At 35.6% G+C, this 20,946-nt stretch carries 16 protein-coding genes and 3 riboswitches; of the genes, 14 read left to right on the top strand and 2 right to left on the bottom strand.

The genetic code is table 11. From position 1 onward, the window contains the following. The first annotated feature begins 232 nt into the window (after window positions 1-232). Window positions 233-300: riboswitch (Fluoride riboswitch) on the top strand. Between the two features lie 100 nt (window positions 301-400). The 11 genes from HNQ80_RS20890 (at window position 401) to HNQ80_RS20840 (ending at window position 15,150) form a co-directional block, all read left to right on the top strand. Next, window positions 401-1,585, top strand: a complete 1,185-nt coding sequence (locus tag HNQ80_RS20890; RefSeq protein ID WP_184312638.1) for a cation:proton antiporter — start codon at window positions 401-403, stop codon at window positions 1,583-1,585. A 467-nt stretch (window positions 1,586-2,052) separates the two neighbouring features. Further along, complete coding sequence (locus tag HNQ80_RS20885) at window positions 2,053-3,663, top strand: methyl-accepting chemotaxis protein (RefSeq protein WP_184312637.1); 1,611 nt, start codon at window positions 2,053-2,055, stop codon at window positions 3,661-3,663. Between the two features lie 393 nt (window positions 3,664-4,056). Further along, window positions 4,057-4,144: riboswitch (cyclic di-GMP riboswitch) on the top strand. A 98-nt stretch (window positions 4,145-4,242) separates the two neighbouring features. After that, window positions 4,243-7,146, top strand: coding sequence for a bifunctional diguanylate cyclase/phosphodiesterase (locus HNQ80_RS20880; protein ID WP_184312636.1), 2,904 nt, complete (start codon window positions 4,243-4,245; stop codon window positions 7,144-7,146). A gap of 218 nt (window positions 7,147-7,364) precedes the next feature. Next, a riboswitch (cyclic di-AMP (ydaO/yuaA leader) is annotated at window positions 7,365-7,491 on the top strand. Window positions 7,492-7,579: 88 nt separating this feature from the next. Further along, window positions 7,580-9,430 (top strand): ATP-binding protein, encoded by a 1,851-nt coding sequence (locus HNQ80_RS20875; RefSeq protein ID WP_184312635.1) that lies wholly within the window; start codon window positions 7,580-7,582, stop codon window positions 9,428-9,430. A 17-nt stretch (window positions 9,431-9,447) separates the two neighbouring features. Then, a complete protein-coding gene (locus tag HNQ80_RS20870) occupies window positions 9,448-9,819 on the top strand; it encodes a response regulator (protein ID WP_184312634.1) in 372 nt (123 codons plus the stop codon). A 1-nt stretch (window position 9,820) separates the two neighbouring features. Beyond that, on the top strand, window positions 9,821-10,504 hold the full coding sequence (locus HNQ80_RS20865) for a response regulator (RefSeq protein ID WP_184312633.1): 684 nt from the start codon (window positions 9,821-9,823) through the stop codon (window positions 10,502-10,504). After that, entirely contained in the window at window positions 10,494-10,937 is a 444-nt protein-coding gene (locus HNQ80_RS20860) for a potassium channel family protein (RefSeq protein ID WP_207727134.1), read from the top strand. The genes HNQ80_RS20865 and HNQ80_RS20860 overlap by 11 nt, the downstream gene beginning before the upstream one ends. Continuing rightward, window positions 10,934-11,599, top strand: a complete 666-nt coding sequence (locus tag HNQ80_RS20855; protein WP_184312631.1) for a potassium channel family protein — start codon at window positions 10,934-10,936, stop codon at window positions 11,597-11,599. Before HNQ80_RS20860 ends, HNQ80_RS20855 begins: the two co-directional genes overlap by 4 nt. A 19-nt stretch (window positions 11,600-11,618) precedes the next feature. Beyond that, window positions 11,619-13,082 carry a TrkH family potassium uptake protein gene (locus HNQ80_RS20850; RefSeq protein WP_207727133.1) on the top strand — a complete coding sequence of 488 codons (1,464 nt, stop codon included), beginning with the start codon at window positions 11,619-11,621 and terminating at the stop codon, window positions 13,080-13,082. Between the two features lie 30 nt (window positions 13,083-13,112). Beyond that, window positions 13,113-14,489, top strand: a complete 1,377-nt coding sequence (locus HNQ80_RS20845) for a TrkH family potassium uptake protein (RefSeq protein WP_184312630.1) — start codon at window positions 13,113-13,115, stop codon at window positions 14,487-14,489. Between the two features lie 10 nt (window positions 14,490-14,499). Next, entirely contained in the window at window positions 14,500-15,150 is a 651-nt protein-coding gene (locus HNQ80_RS20840; RefSeq protein ID WP_184312629.1) for a potassium channel family protein, read from the top strand. Window positions 15,151-15,220: 70 nt separating this feature from the next. Here the strand turns inward: HNQ80_RS20840 and HNQ80_RS20835 are convergent, their stop codons facing one another. Both HNQ80_RS20835 and HNQ80_RS20830 read right to left on the bottom strand, forming a co-directional pair. Next, on the bottom strand, window positions 15,221-15,808 hold the full coding sequence (locus tag HNQ80_RS20835; protein ID WP_184312628.1) for a response regulator: 588 nt from the start codon (window positions 15,806-15,808) through the stop codon (window positions 15,221-15,223). A 46-nt stretch (window positions 15,809-15,854) separates the two neighbouring features. Next, window positions 15,855-17,696, bottom strand: coding sequence for an ATP-binding protein (locus tag HNQ80_RS20830; RefSeq protein ID WP_184312627.1), 1,842 nt, complete (start codon window positions 17,694-17,696; stop codon window positions 15,855-15,857). Window positions 17,697-18,189: 493 nt separating this feature from the next. Here HNQ80_RS20830 and HNQ80_RS20825 point away from each other — a divergent pair, with 493 nt between their 5' ends. From HNQ80_RS20825 to HNQ80_RS20815, 3 genes are all read left to right on the top strand, one after another. Next, window positions 18,190-19,086 carry a sugar phosphate isomerase/epimerase gene (locus tag HNQ80_RS20825; protein WP_184312626.1) on the top strand — a complete coding sequence of 299 codons (897 nt, stop codon included), beginning with the start codon at window positions 18,190-18,192 and terminating at the stop codon, window positions 19,084-19,086. A gap of 69 nt (window positions 19,087-19,155) precedes the next feature. Then, complete coding sequence (locus tag HNQ80_RS20820) at window positions 19,156-20,067, top strand: aminoglycoside 6-adenylyltransferase (RefSeq protein ID WP_184312625.1); 912 nt, start codon at window positions 19,156-19,158, stop codon at window positions 20,065-20,067. Window positions 20,068-20,234: 167 nt separating this feature from the next. Beyond that, a complete protein-coding gene (locus HNQ80_RS20815; protein WP_184312624.1) occupies window positions 20,235-20,789 on the top strand; it encodes a class I SAM-dependent methyltransferase in 555 nt (184 codons plus the stop codon). The last annotated feature ends 157 nt before the right edge of the window (window positions 20,790-20,946 follow it).

The raw sequence follows: 20,946 nt of genomic DNA, 5'->3' as shown, positions 1-20,946 counted from the left end.
CACCTCACTTTATATATTCTACATTAACTTCGTAATCCCTTTTTGACACATAAAAAATATCCACCCTTTCGGGTGGACTTTGTCAACAGTCTCAATAAATACAGACCCAACAAGGGTCTGTATTTATTAACAACCTAAAGAAGGATATGTCGTAGATGAATTCTAGTCTATGAATGCTATTGACCAATCGTTAAGTTGTAGTATAATAGAAATTGTTACTAAATCGTGATACAGAATGATAGGTGATGGAGCTCGCCTTTAACCATTGCATGAAGTGCAATTAATGGCTCCTACTTCGGCTATACTAGCCTTAGTAGGAGTTTTTTGTGTTTTTGTCAAGTTTTTTTAACTATGTTCTGTAGCATAGGAAAGAGCATATTTGCAGAGGAGGCAGTAAGGTATGGCACTTAGTCTAAGCTTAATTATTTTACTTGGGTTAGCAGCAAACAAAGTTTTTGACAAGCTCAAGCTGCCTGGTTTATTGGGCATGTTGATTTTGGGAGTTGTGATTGGTCCCTATGGATTGGATTTCATCGGAAAGGATATACTTAATATTTCATCGGAGTTAAGAAAAATTGCACTTATTGTTATCTTACTTAGGGCTGGGTTGGGCATCAAAAAAGAAACTCTTAATAAAGTGGGGGTACCTGCAATCAAGATGAGCTGCATTCCAGGCTTATTTGAAGGTTTTACTATTCTGCTGACTGCCAGCTATCTGCTTGGAATAACAAAGGTAGAGGCGGGAATGTTGGGATTTATTATAGCCGCGGTATCCCCAGCCGTGGTAGTGCCATCAATGCTTAGTTTTATCCAAAGAAAGATGGGAGAAAAAAAGGGAATTCCAACATTGATATTGGCAGGAGCCTCGATTGATGATGTTTTTGCGATTACGCTATTCTCTACTTTCTTGGGATTATATGGGGGCAGCAATATTAATGTGGCAAGAAAGGTTTTAGATATACCTATTTCTATCGCTTTAGGCATTTTGCTAGGCCTTGTTATAGCTGTAGGCATCGTTACCATCTTTCAAAGCTTTCATATTCGTGATACGAAGAAAGCACTCATTATTTTAGGTACAGCCATTGTTCTTACAAGCTTAGAAGATGCATTAAAGAATATTATACCCATAGCAAGTCTTTTGGGTGTAATGACCATTGGATTTATTATATTGGAGAAACAGCCCAAGGTGGCAAACCGCCTGGCTGAAAAGTTTAATAAGATATGGGTGTTCGCTGAACTGTTGTTATTTGTTCTCGTTGGTGCCCAAGTAAATATTTACGTAGCGCTGGATTCAGGGCTAATAGGCCTCATGATTATTGCAATCGGACTCATCGCCAGAAGTATTGGAGTATTAGTGTCGGTGGCAGGAACAAACTTGAACTGGAAGGAAAGATTCTTCTGTGTATTTGCTTATATCCCTAAGGCAACGGTACAAGCAGCTATTGGGGCGGTACCATTGGCAGCAGGTATACCATCAGGAGATATCATCCTTGCGATTTCAGTATTATCCATCCTTATAACGGCTCCATTGGGAGCAATAGCGATTAAGACTACAGGAGAAAAATGGCTTAGCATGGACGTATAGATTTTCATGTTTTTAAACATAAGGGCATCGAGAGAAGCTGACGATTACTTGGAGCTTCATTTGCTTGTATGAGATAAATAAAGGCTATTAAATGACACTATGAGTTACCTAACGAATATTGGTCTCATAGTGTTTGCTATTTTTGTCATTATTAAGACTGTTTAATTATCTGGCATATCATGTTAAGCCATGGAATAATTTCAAGAATTTATTTTTGATGAAGAACACTGATGACAGGTGAATATTGTGCAATAAAGACATATAGAAAATTCTTTATGAAAGATTGTGAAGGAAGTTTTTTAAAAATGTCGAAATAGTAATAAAAGTTGTGTAGAAAATTGGCAAAATGCAAGAAAAAGGTCGAGAAATGTAAAATGTCTTTTGAAATTGTGATACTGTTTATTTCTGTACTTGCTGTTCTAGCAATGAATCATTGAAATTATCCAAATAAAGGAGAGAAACTTGCCATGCCAAAATTGTTTTCTATCTTGATTAAGTACTCAATCTATTGGATGCCTTTTGTTATATTTCCAATCATTAGGAACTTTGAAACTGTCGATGCAAACCTAGTCTATACCGTTTTTCCAATGTATATATTTTTACTTTTCGTATTCGATTTATATACAAATACAAGAAGACGCAAAAAAACAGAGAGTCTAGTAAATGCCATAGAAGAAATGGCAAAAGGCAATCTCTGTATAGACATTTCCATAGGTGCTAGTACCAAAAGAAATCTAGATAGAATTGAAGAACTTTTGATTCAGTTGACGAAAATCTATTATAAAAACAACTATAATATAGAAATAATTCATGAAAAACAAAAGCAAATGTTATCCAAATATAAAGAAATAGCTGTATTTTTCATCACGGATACATCAGGGCAACAAATATATAACTCTTTAGGAACAAACTTAGTATATAATGGTGATCGAGAATATTTTAAGAATGCGAAAAAGACAGGTAGACCCCAAACTTCTGATATAGTCATCTCAAAAACAACAAATAAATTGGCAATTGTACTGGCAGTTCCTTATTATAGAAAAGAGGAATTTATGGGGGTTTTCACCACTACAATTGATATGCAATCTGTCAGTACCGCTGAAGAAAAGTTAGGAAATGCTTTATTGGGTACGGCTGGAAGCTTAAAGGAACTAATTCGTTCTTCACAACATCTGGCACAACAAGTGGCAAACTCAGCGGTGGTGCTGTCTAAAATCTCTCAACAATCAGCAGATGCATCGGAGAGCGTTGCTATTTCTTCTTCAGAAGTGGCAAAAAATGCAGATGAACAGTTAACAGAAGTGTTAAGTGTCACATCGGCAATACAACAAGTAGCAGCCAGTATACAAGAAGTTTTGAAGAACACAGAAAGCATTAATCATTCAAGCCAGCAAGCCAATAAAAGTGCTTTGACGGGTGAAGAAAAAGTAAAAAACGCAATGGAAAGCATGACAGATTTAGAAAGAAGCAGTGAAAAAATGAATTTGTCTTTGGATGAAATCAATAAAAGTTCGGCCAAAATGGATGAGATTCTAAAAACAATACAATCGATCGCAGAACAGACCAATCTGTTGGCTCTCAATGCATCGATAGAGGCAGCCAGAGCAGGAGAAGCAGGCAAAGGATTTGCAGTTGTAGCAAATGAGATAAGAAAACTTGCCGAAAACTCTAAAGAATCCACAATGCAGATTAATAATTTGATTCATGAAATTCAATATAAATTGGATGAGACAAACCGAGTAGTAAATGAAGATAATGTGATTGTGCAAACGGGTGCAGAAACTGTAAAGCATGCTGGAAGAGCATTAAGCGAAATTATAGATTTTGTAAATACGATGAATGATCAAGTTGCCTATATAACCGTATCTATCAATGAGGTTGCCCAGACAAGTAAAAATATAGCTTCATCGACAAATATCATTCAGCAAAAAAGCAAAGATGTGTCGGAAGAGATACAGCATGTATCTGCAGCAACAGAAGAACAGACTGCGGCAATGCAGGAGATATCTTCTGCTAGTCAGAATTTAGAAAAATTATCGAAGGACTTACAAACAATGTCGAATCAATTTAAGGTATAAGAAAATATATATCAAATCAATAAATCTACGAAAAGAGTCATCGGGGTATTTGATGACTCTTTTCTGATGCCCTATACCGAGCACATAATCGATGTTTGTCATTGACACATGTAAGGAGATTATTGTTTTCTATTGAAAATAAGGTGATACATTTAAGATCAGCTTTCAACGACTGTCAGCATTTTGACATATTTTTTCATATAAATGTAGTTTTATGTCAACTTTTAGAAGGAAACGATAGCATGTTGTAGAATTATAAGTATTAAGAAAATAGAGTGAAAGAACTGTAAATATCAAGCCATTAGACCTAAGGATTTAATACTTATATTGCGATAGAAAGCAAATAAACTACCCGATTATTTATACAAAAGTGGAAATATACCGATTTTATAATAATGATACTAGCAAACTCACTGAAAGAGAAGGATGCAAAGCCATGGATCTAAGGAATTCTTGATTCTAAGATTGTCAAATTAAGACGTATTTTAAGATTATTCTTTCATAAGAAAGCACCTTAAAGCAGGTGCCTTTTTTGTAGTAAGCGATATTCAAATGATCCTAGGACAGGGAGCTAAAATGATGATCAAAAAAGATATGAAACTTAGTCACACAACGAACAAAGATAGAAATAATTGTTCTAATATCATTAAATTTATGATAAAGCATCCTTTTTCTGTAGTTATTTCGACAGTAATACTTATTGTTTTGATCGAAGTAACAGGATACTATATGCAAAATTATCTTGAGAAAATACTACCATTCGCTAAGGTAACATTTGATGTGGTAATAGATTCAATATTTGCCATTCCTATTCTTATGATTTCGGTGTATTCTATAAGACAATATTTAAAAGTCAGTGAAAATAAAATGAAGGCAGAAGAGCAATATGAGTCAGTTGTAAATAATATTAAGGAAGTAGTATTTCAAACGGATTCAAATGGGTTATGGGTTTTCTTAAATCCTGCATGGGCTGAAGTTACAGGATATAGTGTTCATGAGAGTTTAGGAAGGAATTTTATTGAGTTCGTTTACCCAGAAGATAGAGAAAAAAACATGGCATTGTTTCAACCATTAATTAAGAGGGAAAAGGAATACTGTAGGCATGAAATACGTTATTTAGCAAAGGGCAGAGAATACTGCTGGATAGAGGTATTTGCCCGACTTACCCTAGACAATGCAGGAAACATCGTTGGCACATCGGGAACACTAATGGATATCACAAAAAGAAAAGCAATGGAGCAAGAACTGATGAATAAGGAAAGGTTACTGCAGAGTGTTGCTGATGCAACGGCTATTCTTTTGACAACTATGGAGCAAGATCAGGCTTTTAACAAAGCCTTAGAGGTCTTAGGCAAGGCGACAATGGCGGATCGAGCCTATATATTTCAGAATCACTTTCATTCTATTACCAAAAAAGAGGTAGTTAGTGAGAAATATGAGTGGTGTAATAAAAACATAGAACCAATAATTGACCATCCTGACTTGCATGAATTTAGCCATGAAAGGCAGGGTATTACGAGGTGGTATGATATATTATCCTCAGGCAACGCAATCAATGATCATGTATGTGATTTGCCTGTCAGCGAGAGAGAAGCTTTGGAGTTAAAAGGTGTAAAAACGCTGGTAGTGGTACCAATATTCGTTGATAATGCTTTTTGGGGCGCATTGGGATTTCATGATTGTTCACAGAATAGAGAATGGACCAACTCAGAAATTGCCCTTCTTTATACAGCAGCAGCAAGCATCGGTGGTGCAATCAAAAGAGCAGAAGATGAAAAACAAATTCAAAGGCTCTTAAGAAATGATTTAAAGCAAACAGTTCAAAGCTTGCAGAATCTGGTATATAAGTGTAAAAAAAATGATAAGGACGAGATATACTTTACACTATTTGAAGGAAAATTGGCGGAGAAGTTCGGGTTGAATACAGATATGGTTTTTGAAAGAAAACTATCAGATATTTTCCGGGAGAAAACCCTAAAGAATATAATAGATTATTTTACGAATGCGTTTAAAGGTCAAATGTGTCATTTTGAATTGCAGTATGAAGGAAAAACATACTATACTTCTTTATCTCCAATTATAAATCATACGCAAGTTGTTGAAGTAGTGGGGTCTGCAATTGATATCACAGATTTAAAGGCGGCAGAAGAACAAATTCGCTATATGGCTTATTATGATACATTGACTGGGTTGCCGAACAGAGCGTTCTTTAAGGAACAACTGAGTTTTTTAATATCCTATGCCTATCGCAACAATAGAATGATGGCGATTATGTTTTTAGACCTTGATCGTTTTAAATTGATTAATGATACCCTGGGGCATGCGGCTGGAGATGAGCTGTTAAAACAAACATCTATTAGATTAAAACAAGTAGTCCATGAGGATGATATGATAGTACGTATGGGTGGAGACGAGTTTGTTATAGTATTCCCTGAAGTGTTTGAAGAAGGAAATATATCTAGACTTGCTCAAAAGATCATAGATGTTTTTAGAGAGCCGTTTAATATTAATGGACATGAGATCTATGTATCTACAAGTATAGGCATTAGTTTGTATCCCTATGATGGAAACGATATGGATTCACTAATTAAAAATGCAGATACGGCGATGTACCGTGCAAAAGAAGATGGTAGGAACAACTATAAATTCTATACTGAGAATATGAATAAGAGAGCCCTTGAAAGACTCGAAATGGAAAATAACTTACGTAAGGCATTAGAGAAAAAAGAGTTATTTATTGTCTATCAACCAAGGATCAATTTAAAAACCAGTAGACTAGTGGGGGCAGAAGCTCTACTTCGTTGGAAACAGCCAACATTAGGATTAGTATCTCCAGTAGAATTTATTCCGGTTGCAGAAGAAACAGGATTAATACATCCAATAGGAAAATGGATTCTATATAGTGCATGTAAACAAGCCAAGAAATGGTATGATAATGGGTATTCTGATTTTAAGGTTTCAGTTAATATATCGGCTGTACAATTTCAAAAAGAGGGCCTGGTGGACATTGTTAGAGAGGTTCTTCTTGAAACGCAATTAACGCCAAGGATGTTGGAACTTGAGATCACTGAAAATACAATTATGCAGAATACAGAAAGGACTGTGGAAACTATTCAAGAGCTTAAAGAGATGGGAATTGAAATATCCATCGATGATTTTGGAACAGGATTCTCTTCTTTGAGTTACATCAAAGAATTTGATTCAGATAATTTGAAAATTGATAAATCCTTTATTAGAGATATTGGATTGAGTGCAAGCAATGAATCCATTATTTGTGCAATCATTAGTATGGCTCATAGTTTGGGAATGTCAATCATAGCTGAGGGCGTGGAGACGATAGAACAGCTAGAGTTTTTAGAAGATAGTGATTGTGATGAAGTACAGGGATACTTATTTAGCAAGCCAGTTTCTCCAGAAGAATTTACAGCGCTTTTGCATAATAGAACAATTCCCACGAATCCTTCGAATACATACGTTGGATGAACTTACTTGAGTAGCTAAAGGGTAGTTAACGATGGGAATAAAACAATTCAAAAAACTAGAAAACGATGAAGGTACTAATACCTATAGAATGAGGGCGCTTTATAGAACATTATGGAGAAATTCCTATATAATTCGTCTCAATCAAGATTAGTATATTGGAAGATTTACTACATGTCAAAGGGCTGAATTTGACCATTTTGCCCTAGAGGTCTATAATCTTAACGTAATTGCTTAATTCAAATTTGAAGCGGGGGACCCAAACGATGGGGCGAATTCCGAAAGGATAGGGTAACTCTTTCAACCCGAGCCCGACAGCTAACCTCGTAGGCATTGAAGGAGAGACCTAGGCTTAGTTAAAACCATAGATCTCTATGGTTTTTTTGTTTTGTTATGGAAAACAATATAATATATGACTGTGCATGAAGGTGAGAATATGAAAAAAGGAATAAAATTTAAAATCATTGGTGCTTTTCTTCTCATATTTGCAGTTTTAGGAATTAGCAGCGTTTGGTCGGTAACTACCTTCAACAGGCTGAGCAATTCTATTGAGAATATTATGCAGTCGAACTATAGGAGTATCGTTGCGGCACAGAATATGATTGTAGCCCTAGAAAGACAGGATAGTTTTGAATTGGCCTATATGTTTTCGTCAGATCAAGTGGCTACCAAGAATTTTAGAGAGAATGAAATAGAGTTTTTGAAGTGGTTATCTAGAGCTGAAGATAATATTACGGAGCCTGGAGAGAAAGAGAATCTTGATCAAATCCACACGCTATATAGTAGATATATTGACGAATTCACAGTACTGGTGGAGATACAAGCGAATAAGGGGGCTAGTGAAGCAAGAATATATTACTATAATGAAATTCTACCATTGTTTGAAGAAACAAAGGATGCATGTAGAAGTCTGCAAAATTTAAATCAAGAGGGAATGATTTTACGAAAGGATGCAGCCCACAGCATTTCTACGAATGCTTCCTATTATACAATTATGGTTTCATCAGCTACCATATTAATTGGTTTGATTATTGCAATATACTTAACCAATAAAATTGTCAATCCGGTATATAACCTTATTGAAAAGACTAGGAAAATTTCGGAGGGAGATTACAGGCAGCAGCTTGATATTAGTGGTAAGGATGAAATCGCTGAACTTGCTCAGGAATTTAATGTAATGGCAAAAAAATTACAATCTTTTGATCAATTAAATGTAAAAAAGTTGATGGATGAAAAACAAAAAGCTGAAGCAATCGTTGAAAGTATCAGTGATGGGATCATTGTTACCAGTGATGAGCACAAACTGCTATTGGTAAATAGAGCTGCGGAAACGGCACTGGGTATCCGAGAGAAAGATGTATTAAATAAGCATTTTCTCGAAGTGATCAAGAGAGAGGATATATTTAATATCATCGATAAGGTTAAGAGCACAGATAGTATGGAGCATTATAAAAAGTATACGGATATAACTGTTAACAATGGAAATGGGAAGAAACACTATCGCTTGAATGTAACACCGATCCGGACAAGAGATGGGGAAAATATAGGCTTTATAACACTCTTGCAAGATATTACAAAACTCAAGGAGGTTGACCAAATTAAATCAGATTTTGTCTCTACGGTATCCCACGAGTTTAGGACACCACTAACATCCATTGGAATGGGGGTGGGTCTTTTGCTTGATGAAACACCAGGTACCATCAATAATGATCAGAGAGAGTTATTGGAAGTCATTCAGGAAGATAGTGATCGACTTAAAAATTTGGTGAGCGATTTGCTGGATCTTTCGAGAATAGAATCGGGTAAAATTCAGATGGATATTGAATCCTATAGTATAAAAGACATTGCAGAAAACGCATCAAAGCCATTTCATATGATTGCAAAAGATAAAAGAATTGATATCCAGCTTGATATGAGGGAGGAACTTTCAAAAGTCAAAGCGGATTTTAATAAGATCTCATTGGTTTTAACAAATCTTATTGGTAACGCGCTAAAATACACAGCTACAGACGGAACAGGAAAAATTGTAATATCTGCCCGTGAAACTGCCAATAAGATGTTGATTTGTGTTTCAGATAATGGAAAAGGCATCCCAGAAGACTATCAACAGAGAATATTTGAGAAATTCATTCAGGTGAAGGATGACAATGGAGAAACACCAGGAGGTACAGGTTTAGGGCTGGCAATCAGCAAAGAAATTGTCAATGCCCACGGTGGCGAAATATGGGTTAAGAGCCAATTGGGTGAAGGTAGTACTTTCTATTTCACTTTGAGTTTAGGGAGATAAGGTAAAGGTGACATGATATGAAAAAGATATTGATAGTAGATGATGAAAAAAATATTATTTTAACGCTGAAAATGTATCTGAAGAAAAATGGATATGACATCCAAGTAGCAACCAATGGCATTGAGGCCTTAGATATTGCACTAGAATATATGCCTGATTTGGTATTCTTAGATATTGTACTCCCTAAAATGAATGGATATTTAGTTTGTGAGGCATTGAAGGATGAAGCGTTAACGAAGAATATTCCAATCATTTTCATGAGTGCAAAAACGCAAACAGAAGATATTGAAAAAGCATTAGCGGTAGGAGGAAGCGATTATATTACAAAACCCTTTACACCGGATCAAATAAAAGAAATATTAGACAAATATCTAAAGGAGGTTCAATAATATGAGCAAAAAAATTTTAGTGGTTGATGATGAAAAAAATATAAGGATGACTTTAACTCATTGTTTTAAGGAGCAAGGATATGAAATCGATATTGCAGTGAATGGGGAAGAAGCATTACAGAAGGTTATGGCTGCTCATTATGACTTAATGTTATTAGACATTAAGATGCCTGGGCTAACAGGGATGCAGGTATTAGAAAAGATCAGAGAGAGAGGCAATAAAATAGATGTCATTATGATGACCGCCTACGGAACGATTGAACGTGCTGTAGAAGCTATGAAACTTGGGGCTATTGATTTTGTTAGCAAGCCATTTACACCAGAGGAGATACGAAATATTGTAAAAGATGTTCTGGAGAGACAAACATTGAAAGAAGAAACCCTTGAAACATTTAAAGATAACATCGGATTTGCAAAGAAATGCATCATTGAGGGCACTTATAGCAAAGCGGAAGAATTTTTAAAAAAAGCGATTATAATGGATGTGAGTGCACCTGAACCCCATAATTTGCTTGGCATCCTTGCAGAGTATCGTAGAGAAATTCAAAAAGCACAGATGCATTATCGCGCTGCCCTTGCACTAGACCCGAGTTACTCGGCTGCTACAAAAAATTTAGAGAGAACTGCCCAATGGAAATATTCACAAAAAGGTATGGAATTAGGAGATGAAGAAAGTGAAAACTAAGCAGGATAGAGACGAATATATTATCGTCATAGGTTGTGGTAGATTGGGTTCACATCTGGCAAGGCTTTTGTCTAAGGCGAGAAAGAGCGTGGTCGTGATCGATAAGGATGAGCATGCTTTTCATAGATTATCCGACGAGTATAGCGGATTTACAATTGAGGCAGATGCAGTTGAAATTGATACGCTATTAAGGGCAAAAATAGATAAAGCAGATGTTGTTGTTACTACCACAAACGATGATAATACCAATCTGATGATTGCGCAAATTGCAAAAACAATATATAAAGTACCAAAGGTCATTGCCCGTTTATTTGAGCCTTCAAGGCAACCGGTATATGAAGAACTAGGCATTGACACCCTTTGTCCTACAATTCTTTCAGCAGAAGCATTAAGAAATACTATTATAGGAGAAGAAACGGGGGATCTAGAATGAATATTGTTATTGTAGGCGGAGGGAAACGAATGCATTTCCTGACGAAATCTTTTGTTTCGAAAGGATACAGTGTTACCATTGTCAATCATGATGCAGATTATTGTAAAAAGTTGGCACGGATGCATCAGGCAAACATTGTCCATGGGGACGGAACAAAACCTTATATTTTGGAAGATGCAGGCGCCGCCTATGCTGATATTGTGATTGCCATGACAACGGAAGATCCAAATAATTTGGTAATCTGCCAGATTGCAGAAAAGATGTTCAAGGTCAAAAAGACCTTTGCCATGGTAAATGATCCCAAGAATATCGACATATTCAAACAATTGGGTGTTAACAATGTTATTAGTACAGCAGATATTATTTCTTCCTTTATAGAGCAAAAGATCTCTATTGATGATATAACGAATCTATTTCCTATTGAAGAGGGAAAAGTTGCGGCAATGGAAATTGAGATAAGCACAAATTTCCCTATCGTTGGTAAACAGCTTAAAGAAATTGAGTTTCCAAGGGATGCGACTATAGGCTGTATTATCAGAGGCGGACAGGCAGTGATTCCAAGAGGAGATACAACAGTTGAAGAAGATGACAAATTGATTATTCTATGTCTTCCGATGGCGCAGTCTGAAGTATTAAAAACACTAAGAGGAAGGACCGATTAATGTGCTGTATATAGAACAGTTGAAGGAAAGGTATCAATTGATTATTGGTTATGTAGGAACGATTATTATGGGGATTGGCCTTGCTTTATTGCTACCGCTGCTGTTGCTGCCCATTTACAGAACGGAAATAAATGAGATTAGCTACTTTGTTGTGCCGTCATTGGTTGCAATTGTATTGGGATATGGCATGAGAAGGATCATGAGGTATGGAGAAGATGCTACTCTGACCTTACATGAGGGTGGCGTTATCGTCCTATTGGCCTGGTGTAGTGCTGCCATAATTTCTGCGATGCCTTTCATTCTGTCTGGCAAATTGAATTTTACTCAAGCTATATTCGAGGCTGTTAGTGGATTGACAACCACAGGTCTTTCTGTGGTCGATGTCACAAAGACCTCCCACATGTTTTTGCTTTGGAGAAGCCTTATGCAGTTTATTGGTGGAGCGGGTCTTGCTGTGATCATGCTGTCTGCCATTATAGGACCCCATGGATTGGGATTATATCATGCAGAGGGAAGGTCTGATAAGCTGCTGCCCAATGTAGCCAGGTCTACAAAACTAATTATGGTTATTTATATAGGCTATATTACTTCTGGAACATTCCTATACATTATAGCAGGAATGCCGTGGTTTGATGCCATCAATCATGCGGTTGCAGCAGTTTCAACGGGAGGTTTTTCAACAGAGCCTGCTAGTATTGGTGCATATCAGAGTTTGCCGATAGAGTTGATTACTATAATTTTGATGTTTTTTGGTACGACAAACTTTGCTGCCCATTATGTTCTTTTAAAGGGCGAAGTAAAAAGATTTTTTCAAATCGGTGAAATAAGATTTATGTTTTTTGCTCTGGCAATAGCGATACCATTAACCGCCTTTTTTTCACTGATTAAACTGTATAATGCAGTAGGCAAAGGGATTCGGGTAGCTGTTTTTGAACTCACATCAGCTTTGACTACAACAGGATTTTCAACGGTAGGCTATGGGGATTGGGACAGCTTTGCAATATTTATTATGATTGCTCTGATGATTATTGGTGGAGGAGCAGGCTCAACGGCTGGTGGACTAAAGCAGTATAGAGTGTATATCATGCTGAAATCCCTTGTATGGAATATCAAAGGCTACTTGCTTCCTCAAAATGTGGTAAGACAAAATTATGTCATTCGACCGGAAGGAAAATACTATGTGTCCCAGGATCATGCTTTAGAGATATCTAACTTTGCGATGTTGTACATGATTACTTATGCAGTAGGTGTGCTTATCCTGCTGGCTCATGGATACTCTTTACAGGACTCAATGTTTGAGTATGCCTCAAGCTTAGGTACAGTGGGTCTGTCTGTAGGGGTAACGGCTTTCGATGCTCCAAAAGTAGTCTTGTGGGCTGAAACTGTAGGAATGTTGTTAGGGAGGCTAGAATTTTTAGTGGTATTCTTCGCAGGATTGAAAATCATCAAGGATATAAGAATTATTGTAAAACGAAAATTTTAGATGAGTTAATGGCTTGAAAGAAATATAGGGATGGAAAGTAAGGTGTTTACAATAGACTTTAGATTAAAACATGAAGATATCAAACTAAATCCTGCGCAGACGCTAGTGATGGGTTTTGCTGCAGTGATTCTAATTGGAGCGATATTGCTAAACTTGCCTATAGCATCGAAAAATGGTGAAAGTGTAGGCTTTATTAACGCACTTTTTACCTCTGCTTCTGCTGTTTGTGTCACTGGACTTGTAGTTGTAGATACTGGCACATATTGGACGATCTTTGGTCAAGTAATTATATTGCTGCTCATTCAAATAGGTGGGCTAGGTTTTATGACATTGACCACACTGATAGCCTTAGTTTTAGGAAAGAGAATCATGCTGAGAGAAAGACTGGTTATGCAAGAAGCGTTAAATCAGTTTAGTACGGCTGGTGTAGTAAGATTAACGCAACAAATAATCATCACTACTTTTTCCATAGAAGGGGTAGCGGCATTATTGCTATCTATAAGGTTTATTCCTCTTTACGGTTTGGCCAAGGGGATCGGCTATGGGGTGTTTCATTCGATTTCTGCTTTTTGTAATGCTGGTTTTGATTTAATAGGGGACTTTAGAAGTTTAACACCTTTTGTGGAAGATCCTTTAATCAATATTGTAGTAGGAAGTTTGATTATCTTAGGTGGATTAGGATTTGCAGTTGTTATGGAAGTATGGAACAAAAAAAGTTTCAAAAACTTCTCACTTCATACGAAGCTGGTTTTATTGATTACAGGCATATTGCTTTCTGTAGGATTTATTGTTATTCTTGTGTTGGAGTACAGTAATCCTGATACAATGGCTGGATTAACATTAAAAGGAAAATTACTCTCGGCTGGTTTTCATTCTATAACGCCAAGAACAGCAGGGTTTAACACATTGCCAACGGATAAACTTACCATGGCTTCAATATTTTTTACCATTGTACTCATGTTCATTGGTGGATCACCAGCTGGTACTGCCGGGGGTGTTAAAACGACTACAGCGGGTGTAATTTTATGGACTATTATTTCTGAAATAAGAGGTAAAGCGGATACAGAGGTATTCAAAAAGAGAATTCCCCGGGAAATTGTCAGCCGGTCTCTGGCGATCATTGGATTAGCTGGAACACTTGTCATAATTGTTACAATGATGCTATCTATTACAGAAAAAGGACCTAGCTTTTTAGAGATATTCTTTGAGGTGACTTCAGCCTTTGGAACAGTAGGACTGTCATTAGGAATTACATCAAATTTAACGAATATAGGCAAATTACTAATATCATTTACAATGTTTGCTGGTAGGGTGGGACCATTAACAGTAGCATTAGCCTTGGCAAATCAGCAACTAAGAAACAAAGGACATTATAGATATCCAGAAGAAAAAGTAATTGTAGGATAGGGGGAGCAAAATGAAGCAATATGCAGTAATTGGATGTGGACGATTTGGGTCCAGTGTAGCTAGAACGCTTTATGGACTTGGTCACGATGTATTGGCCATAGACCAGGATGAGGATGTTATACAAGACTTGGCAGATTCAGTCACCCATGCGGTACAAATGGATGCGACAGAGGAGAGTTCATTGAAATCTCTCGGGGTAAGAAATTTTGATGTTGCTATTATTGCCATTGGGTCAGATATACAATCTTCTATTTTGATTACGCTATTGACAAAAGAGTTAGGCGTTAAATATGTAGTTGCTAAAGCACAAAATGAACTTCATGCAAAGATCCTCTATAAAACTGGTGCAGATCGAGTCGTACTGCCAGAAAGGGAAATGGGCGTGAGAGTGGCACACAATTTGGTTTCATCAAATATTTTAGACTATATTGAGCTTGCTCCTGACTATAGTATTGCTGAAATAACACCATTGAAAGAGTGGATTGGTAAGAACTTAAAAGATATTGACATGAGAGAAAAATATGGTGTAAATATCATGGCAATCAAGCAAAAGTCAGAGATAAATATCTCCCCAAGTGCACAAGACGTTGTAAGTCATGATGATATCATTGTGGTTGTAGGTCACAACAATGATATCCAGAAAATTGAAAAGAAAAGTTAATATCTTAAATCAAAACTCCTGATGCGAAAGCATTAGGAGTTTTAATGTCATGATAGATTCGAAATTATTTCTATAGTTGTTCGTTTTGTTTCAATAATTTGCAGATTGCAGAAAATTTCTCAGCATTTTCTACATTTCCTAAAAGGCCATAGGCTTTTGACAGCATTTCATAAACTTTAGAATTAGTTGGCTCCATAGACAGTGCTTGTTTAAGGATAATCAGTGCACCTTCCAGATTACCGTGGTTGATTTTCTCATTGCTCAATTGCAGCAAATCGTCAACTGTAGCATGTTGATTAGACATTTCCATTATTTCCGCTAAGACCTGTTTTATTCGATTGGTTGTAAATGGTTTTTGTAAATAAGCAACGGCTCCCAATTGCGTACATTCAACAGCGTTTTTGATGGTTGCAAAGGCCGTTATGACAATAACGGGTGTTTGAATGCCAAGCTCTCTAATTCGACGAAGCACCTCTGTACCGCTGATCTTGGGCATTTTAATATCTAAAAACGCCAAGTCAAACACATCTCTATGAAAAGCTTCCAGGGCTTCCTCACCATTTTCTACATCTACGACGACAAAACCTTCATGTTTAAGACAGGTAGATAATAAGCTTCTAATGTTTTTGGTATCATCGGCTACAAGCACTTTTTTCATGGATAAATCACCTTTCTTTGGTAATTTTATTTGATTTGATATTTAACTAAATATTTGTTGTAAAAATAGGCAATGTAAAGGTGAAACAGCTGCCTTCATCAAGCGTGCTTTCACACCATATGGTTCCACCATGGGCATGTACAATCTCTTTTGCAATGGATAGACCGAGGCCTGTTCCTCTTATCTCTAGATCGGAATTTTCAACTTGGACAAACTGCTCAAAAATCTTATTTACATATTCTTCAGGAATACCTATTCCGGTATCTTCTATAGCAACATGGATCATATCATCTTGGATATACGCTATTATAGAGATCTTATCACCTGATTTCGTATACTTAAGAGCATTGACAATTAAATTGTTGAGAACCCAAGTGATCCTTTCTTGATCAACATATACTTTAGGTAAATCCTGCTCAATTGAATAATACAATTCTACAGCCTTACTTTCTGCTTGTTGATAGAATGGCTTAATGGCGTTTTTAATAATACGATCTATTTCAGCGGGTGCCATATCATATACATATTTTGCAGATTCTAGTTTAGCTAAATGCAACAAATCATCCACCAAATTCGCTAGTTTTTGACAATCCTCTTCCACCGAAGATAGGACATCTTTTTGAGTTTCATTGAGGCTACCGATATTACAGTCTGCCAATAAGCTTGCACCCATCATAACGGATGTGAGCGGTGTTTTAAACTCGTGGGAAATCGTGGATATAAAATTCGTTTTCATTTTTTCAAGTTCTTTCAGTTCCGTTACATTCTGAAAAAGAACTACGATGCCATTCATTTTCGACTCTATATCTTTAACTTTGTTAATAATTACATTAAAGTAATAATATGTGTTGTTTGACTCGTGATAGAAGATGTTTTCTTTATTTTGCATATCATCCCCAGAGAGTATAGATGAAATATAATCATATAATTCACTTATCTTAACAATTTCGAGGAAATGCTTTTTATATGCTTTTACCTCTTGTGTCTGAAAAATATCTTCAAAAGCTTTATTTACGAGTATTATCTTATATTCATTATCTAAAACCATTAAAGGGTCAGCGATGCTTCTAACGATGGCTAGGGACTTACTTTTCTCCATCATTACCTTTCCCAAGGTACTACGTTCAAATGACAAAAGTCTATCTGTCATTTTATTAAATTCCCTCGAAAGCTGTCCGATCTCATCATCTGATACGATGTCAATTCGTGTATCAAGATTTCCAGCTTGAACTTCTTTCATGGATTCTGTTAGTTGTTCTACAGGTCGAGTAAATTTATTGGCAAAGAATTTAGAAACTAAAAAACCGCCAACGGCTGCAATCAAGGAAACAGTTAGAACCAGATAAGTAGAAGTCTGAGCATTCTGTGCTGTACGTTCTTTTCCATGGAACATGGCAGTCTCATTAAGATCCCATAATGCTTGCAAATCGTCCTTAAGCAATAAAAAAATAGGATGGATTGAAATGGTATAGTATTCCATGAGTTGCTCTTGATTTTTTTCATCTGCCATACTAGTTAATTGGTCGAAGGAATTAATGTACTCCATATAATGGTCCTTAATCTGTGCAACGAGTTCTTTTTCACCGGCTTCTGTAACATTATTCTGTTCTTTATAGTACCACATCAGGAATTTATCAATATTTGAGTTGAAATCTTTCAAACCGAGTTCGAGATTGCCACTAGTATAGGTTAATATGGCACTGTCCTGTCTTTCTAGGGCTTCTATCATGTTGTTTATGATTTTTAAGCTTTTGTAGTTATCGGTCAATAACCCGTCTATCGTCTTAGTAAGACCATAGAAGCTAAATACAGAAATCATGCCTACGAGGGCAATTATTATAACAAGACAAAGATAGATCATAGAGAACTTTTGTCGTAAACTTCTCAAATTTTTCACCTGCTTATCGTAAAAGATATACTAAATTAAGTATATATGAATCGTGCCTAAGCTTCAAATATATAAGTAATAAATAATAACAGAGATACAAGGATAAGCGTGTGTACTGGCAAGCATTGAGGAGCAAGTTGGGACAATGGAAGAAATTAGTACAACTGCTCAAGAACTTCAAAGCATGGCAGAAAGTCTTTAGAATATGACTAAGCAGTTCAAAGTAGAATAGATAGCAAGACAAATAAAAACTTTTTAATGATATTATCCTAGTTAAAATTGAAATATACCAAGTAAAGTATAAAAATCATTTTATAAATAACTACACTTGCCAAAACTAGATCAAACCATACACAATGAGATATCCCATACCCGCTCGGTAGACTATAAACTTACCGATGAAAATATTAAATTACATGTTTGTGAAGGAAAAATATGGAATACATAGAATAGAGACTAAATATGATTTTGCTTCAAGAAAGGAAGATGGTTTGTGGAGAATTTTATGATTGGTCAGTACGGAAAATTTGACTATAGCAAGTTTGCTAGAGATTTTAAAGAAAATTTTTATGGGATAGAAGCTTGTTTGTTTGAGAATGAAAATGATGTAGAATACTTAGTAGCAGAAGCAGAAAAAGGTGATTTCAATATTGGAATTCATTTTCCTTTAAGATTTGGAATTTCTAGACTTAGAGATCCGCAATTTTTATCTTTAGATGAAGAAATAAGAAGCAATACATTTAACATTATGGAAAATGAATTTATCTATATTAAAGAAAAGCAAGTAAATCCCAAATATATTCTTTTTCATTTTCCAAAACCAGTAATTTTAGATGAGACTGTTAGCTGGAATAATTGGCGCTTTGCAGATCCTAGTGAGTATGTATTTGAATCACAATATAGGCTCGAAGAGTTTAAGAAGAATAGTTCCTTTTTATTTCAATGGTTGTCTGAAAAAGGAAGACAATATAATTTTATGCCTGTTTTAGAACTGGATGCATTGAATCAGTATGTCTATGAAACACAGTTTATTGAAGAACAGTTAGGTTTATTTCCAAATATAAGAATTTGTCTTGATCTTGGGAGACTCCATCTACAGGATGAAATAGATACTAAATTTAGTGCGATGGATATTATTAAAAAATTCGCCAATTTTACAGAAATAGTTCATCTTTGGAATGTAAGAGTAAACGAAAACATTGACAATAGGCACTATCCTGCTTTACCTAGACTAAAACCAGAGGATGGATGGGCACCGATCGAGAAGTATATAAGACAAATTAAATTACAAAACAAGCATGTAAAAATTATGTTTGAACATAGATCAGATTTAATTTCTGATAAAGATCTAGATGAATGTTACTCTTGGATAAACGATTTGCTAAAATAATGCTAAAGATTTTTTAGAGAATAGATCGATCTATTTTCATGGGATCCTACATAGAATGGTGGTGAAAATTTGAGGGAAGAAAGTACGCTTATTAAACAAATATTAGATTTTGCTCAGGAAGAGAGTAGCGTTAGAGCAGTTGCACTTAATGGTTCAAGGGTTAATCCTAATGTAATCAGAGATATTATGCAGGATTACGACGTTACCTTTTTTATAAGGAATTTTGAAGATATAAGCTATAAAACAAATCCCAATTGGATTAAAAGATTTGGAGAACTTATTATTTTTCAGCAAAATGATTTTAAAGATGGTTCATATGTTTTTCTTATGCAATTTAAGGAGGGTGTTAGAATAGATCTTAGCTTTAAAAATGTCATGAAAGTAGACGAGGTAATAAAAGAAGATTCCCTTACGAAAATATTGCTAGACAAAGATAATATAATCCCTGCATTACCTTTACCGAATGATTACACTTACTATGTAAAAAAACCAGCGCAGAAAGAATATGATACTTTGATGAACGAAGCTTGGTGGATTCAAACCTATATAGCAAAAGCAATATGGAGAGATGAATTGCCACTTGCAAAATATATGTTTGATGTAATCTTAATAGATTGTATACGTACAATTTTATCATGGTACATAGGAATAAATTATGACTGGAATATAAATGTAGGAAAATGTGGCAAATGGTTTAAACGGTTTTTACCAGAGTCAATATATAATGAATTCATAACTTTGTATCCAACTATTGATTATGATGAGATGTGGCATACTCTTTTTGAAGCAGATAAGTTTATACGAAAGATCGGTAGTGTGGTGGCTGAAAAGCTGGGATATACTTATCCAATGAATGATGATATGAATGTAACAGAATATTTGAAAACGGTTCAAGCACTTCCCCAAAATGCAGCTGAGTTTTGTCCTACAAAAGAATTAAATGAAATCTATGTAGAAAATGTGGAAAAACTTTTTGAATAATTTTAGACTATTTCTACACGTATTAAAGCCTACAAATTTATCTTTAATGTAGTTTTATATTTTCCACAGGTTGACAGTTTAAGAAAAATTAAATACAATAATACCAGATCCACACCCGGTGGGATGGGGGAGTACAAAAGAGGGAGTGTTCAAAGGAGCTTGATTATATGTGCGATAACAGAGTAGTAAAATTCGAAAATCCTGTAAGAATATCTGAATTAAACCCAAGGACTACGCTAATAAGAGTAGGTTTTGAAGAGGGAATGAAACTTTGCGACATAGGAGCAGGTACTGGTATATTTTCTTTCCCAGCTACAGAAATAAGTAATGATGATGTTTATGCCCTTGAAATATCGGATAAAATGATAGAGGTACTATCAAGTAGAATGGCTGAACGAAATATTAAAAACCTCAAAGTAAAGAAAGTTGATTCAGACATACTTCCTGTAGAGAGTAATATATGTGATATGGCCATAATGGTGACAGTATTACATGAAATAAAAAATAAAGACTTTATGCTGAATGAGATAATAAGAATTTTAAAGACAAAAGGAAAGCTTATGATCATAGAGTTTCATAAAAGAAAAACACCAATGGGACCACCAATGGAGCATAGAATATCTGAAGAATATGTAGAAGAAATATGCAGCAATAATGGATTAAAAATGATTTCCAAGTTTTCATTGGGAGATAATTTCTACACGGTCGTGTTTGAATCTTAAGGGACTTTAAAAAAGTTTGTGGGTCTGCTATTTATTAGATCTACAAACTTTTTATGATTTCAAGAAGAGCTAGCGTCATATAAGGATATCCCAACCATCGGAGTAACTGACTATGCCATAAATTAGAATAAAGAAAAATGTTAAAACATACATAAGT

The organism is Anaerosolibacter carboniphilus (assembly GCF_014205875.1).
GTDB classification, from domain to species: domain Bacteria; phylum Bacillota; class Clostridia; order Peptostreptococcales; family Thermotaleaceae; genus Anaerosolibacter; species Anaerosolibacter carboniphilus.
Note: the sequence above shows the minus strand (reverse complement) of the source record. Positions and strands in the feature narration are given on the sequence as shown.

What these genes read in the sequence shown, in the direction of transcription:
- HNQ80_RS20890 (WP_184312638.1), top strand. Translation starts at nt 401, where the DNA reads ATGGCACTTAGTCTAAGCTTAATTATTTTACTTGGGTTAGCAGCAAAC.
- HNQ80_RS20885 (WP_184312637.1), top strand. Translation starts at nt 2,053, where the DNA reads ATGCCAAAATTGTTTTCTATCTTGATTAAGTACTCAATCTATTGGATG.
- HNQ80_RS20880 (WP_184312636.1), top strand. Translation starts at nt 4,243, where the DNA reads ATGATCAAAAAAGATATGAAACTTAGTCACACAACGAACAAAGATAGA.
- HNQ80_RS20875 (WP_184312635.1), top strand. Translation starts at nt 7,580, where the DNA reads ATGAAAAAAGGAATAAAATTTAAAATCATTGGTGCTTTTCTTCTCATA.
- HNQ80_RS20870 (WP_184312634.1), top strand. Translation starts at nt 9,448, where the DNA reads ATGAAAAAGATATTGATAGTAGATGATGAAAAAAATATTATTTTAACG.
- HNQ80_RS20865 (WP_184312633.1), top strand. Translation starts at nt 9,821, where the DNA reads ATGAGCAAAAAAATTTTAGTGGTTGATGATGAAAAAAATATAAGGATG.
- HNQ80_RS20855 (WP_184312631.1), top strand. Translation starts at nt 10,934, where the DNA reads ATGAATATTGTTATTGTAGGCGGAGGGAAACGAATGCATTTCCTGACG.
- HNQ80_RS20845 (WP_184312630.1), top strand. Translation starts at nt 13,113, where the DNA reads ATGGAAAGTAAGGTGTTTACAATAGACTTTAGATTAAAACATGAAGAT.
- HNQ80_RS20840 (WP_184312629.1), top strand. Translation starts at nt 14,500, where the DNA reads ATGAAGCAATATGCAGTAATTGGATGTGGACGATTTGGGTCCAGTGTA.
- HNQ80_RS20835 (WP_184312628.1), bottom strand. Translation starts at nt 15,808, where the DNA reads ATGAAAAAAGTGCTTGTAGCCGATGATACCAAAAACATTAGAAGCTTA.
- HNQ80_RS20815 (WP_184312624.1), top strand. Translation starts at nt 20,235, where the DNA reads ATGTGCGATAACAGAGTAGTAAAATTCGAAAATCCTGTAAGAATATCT.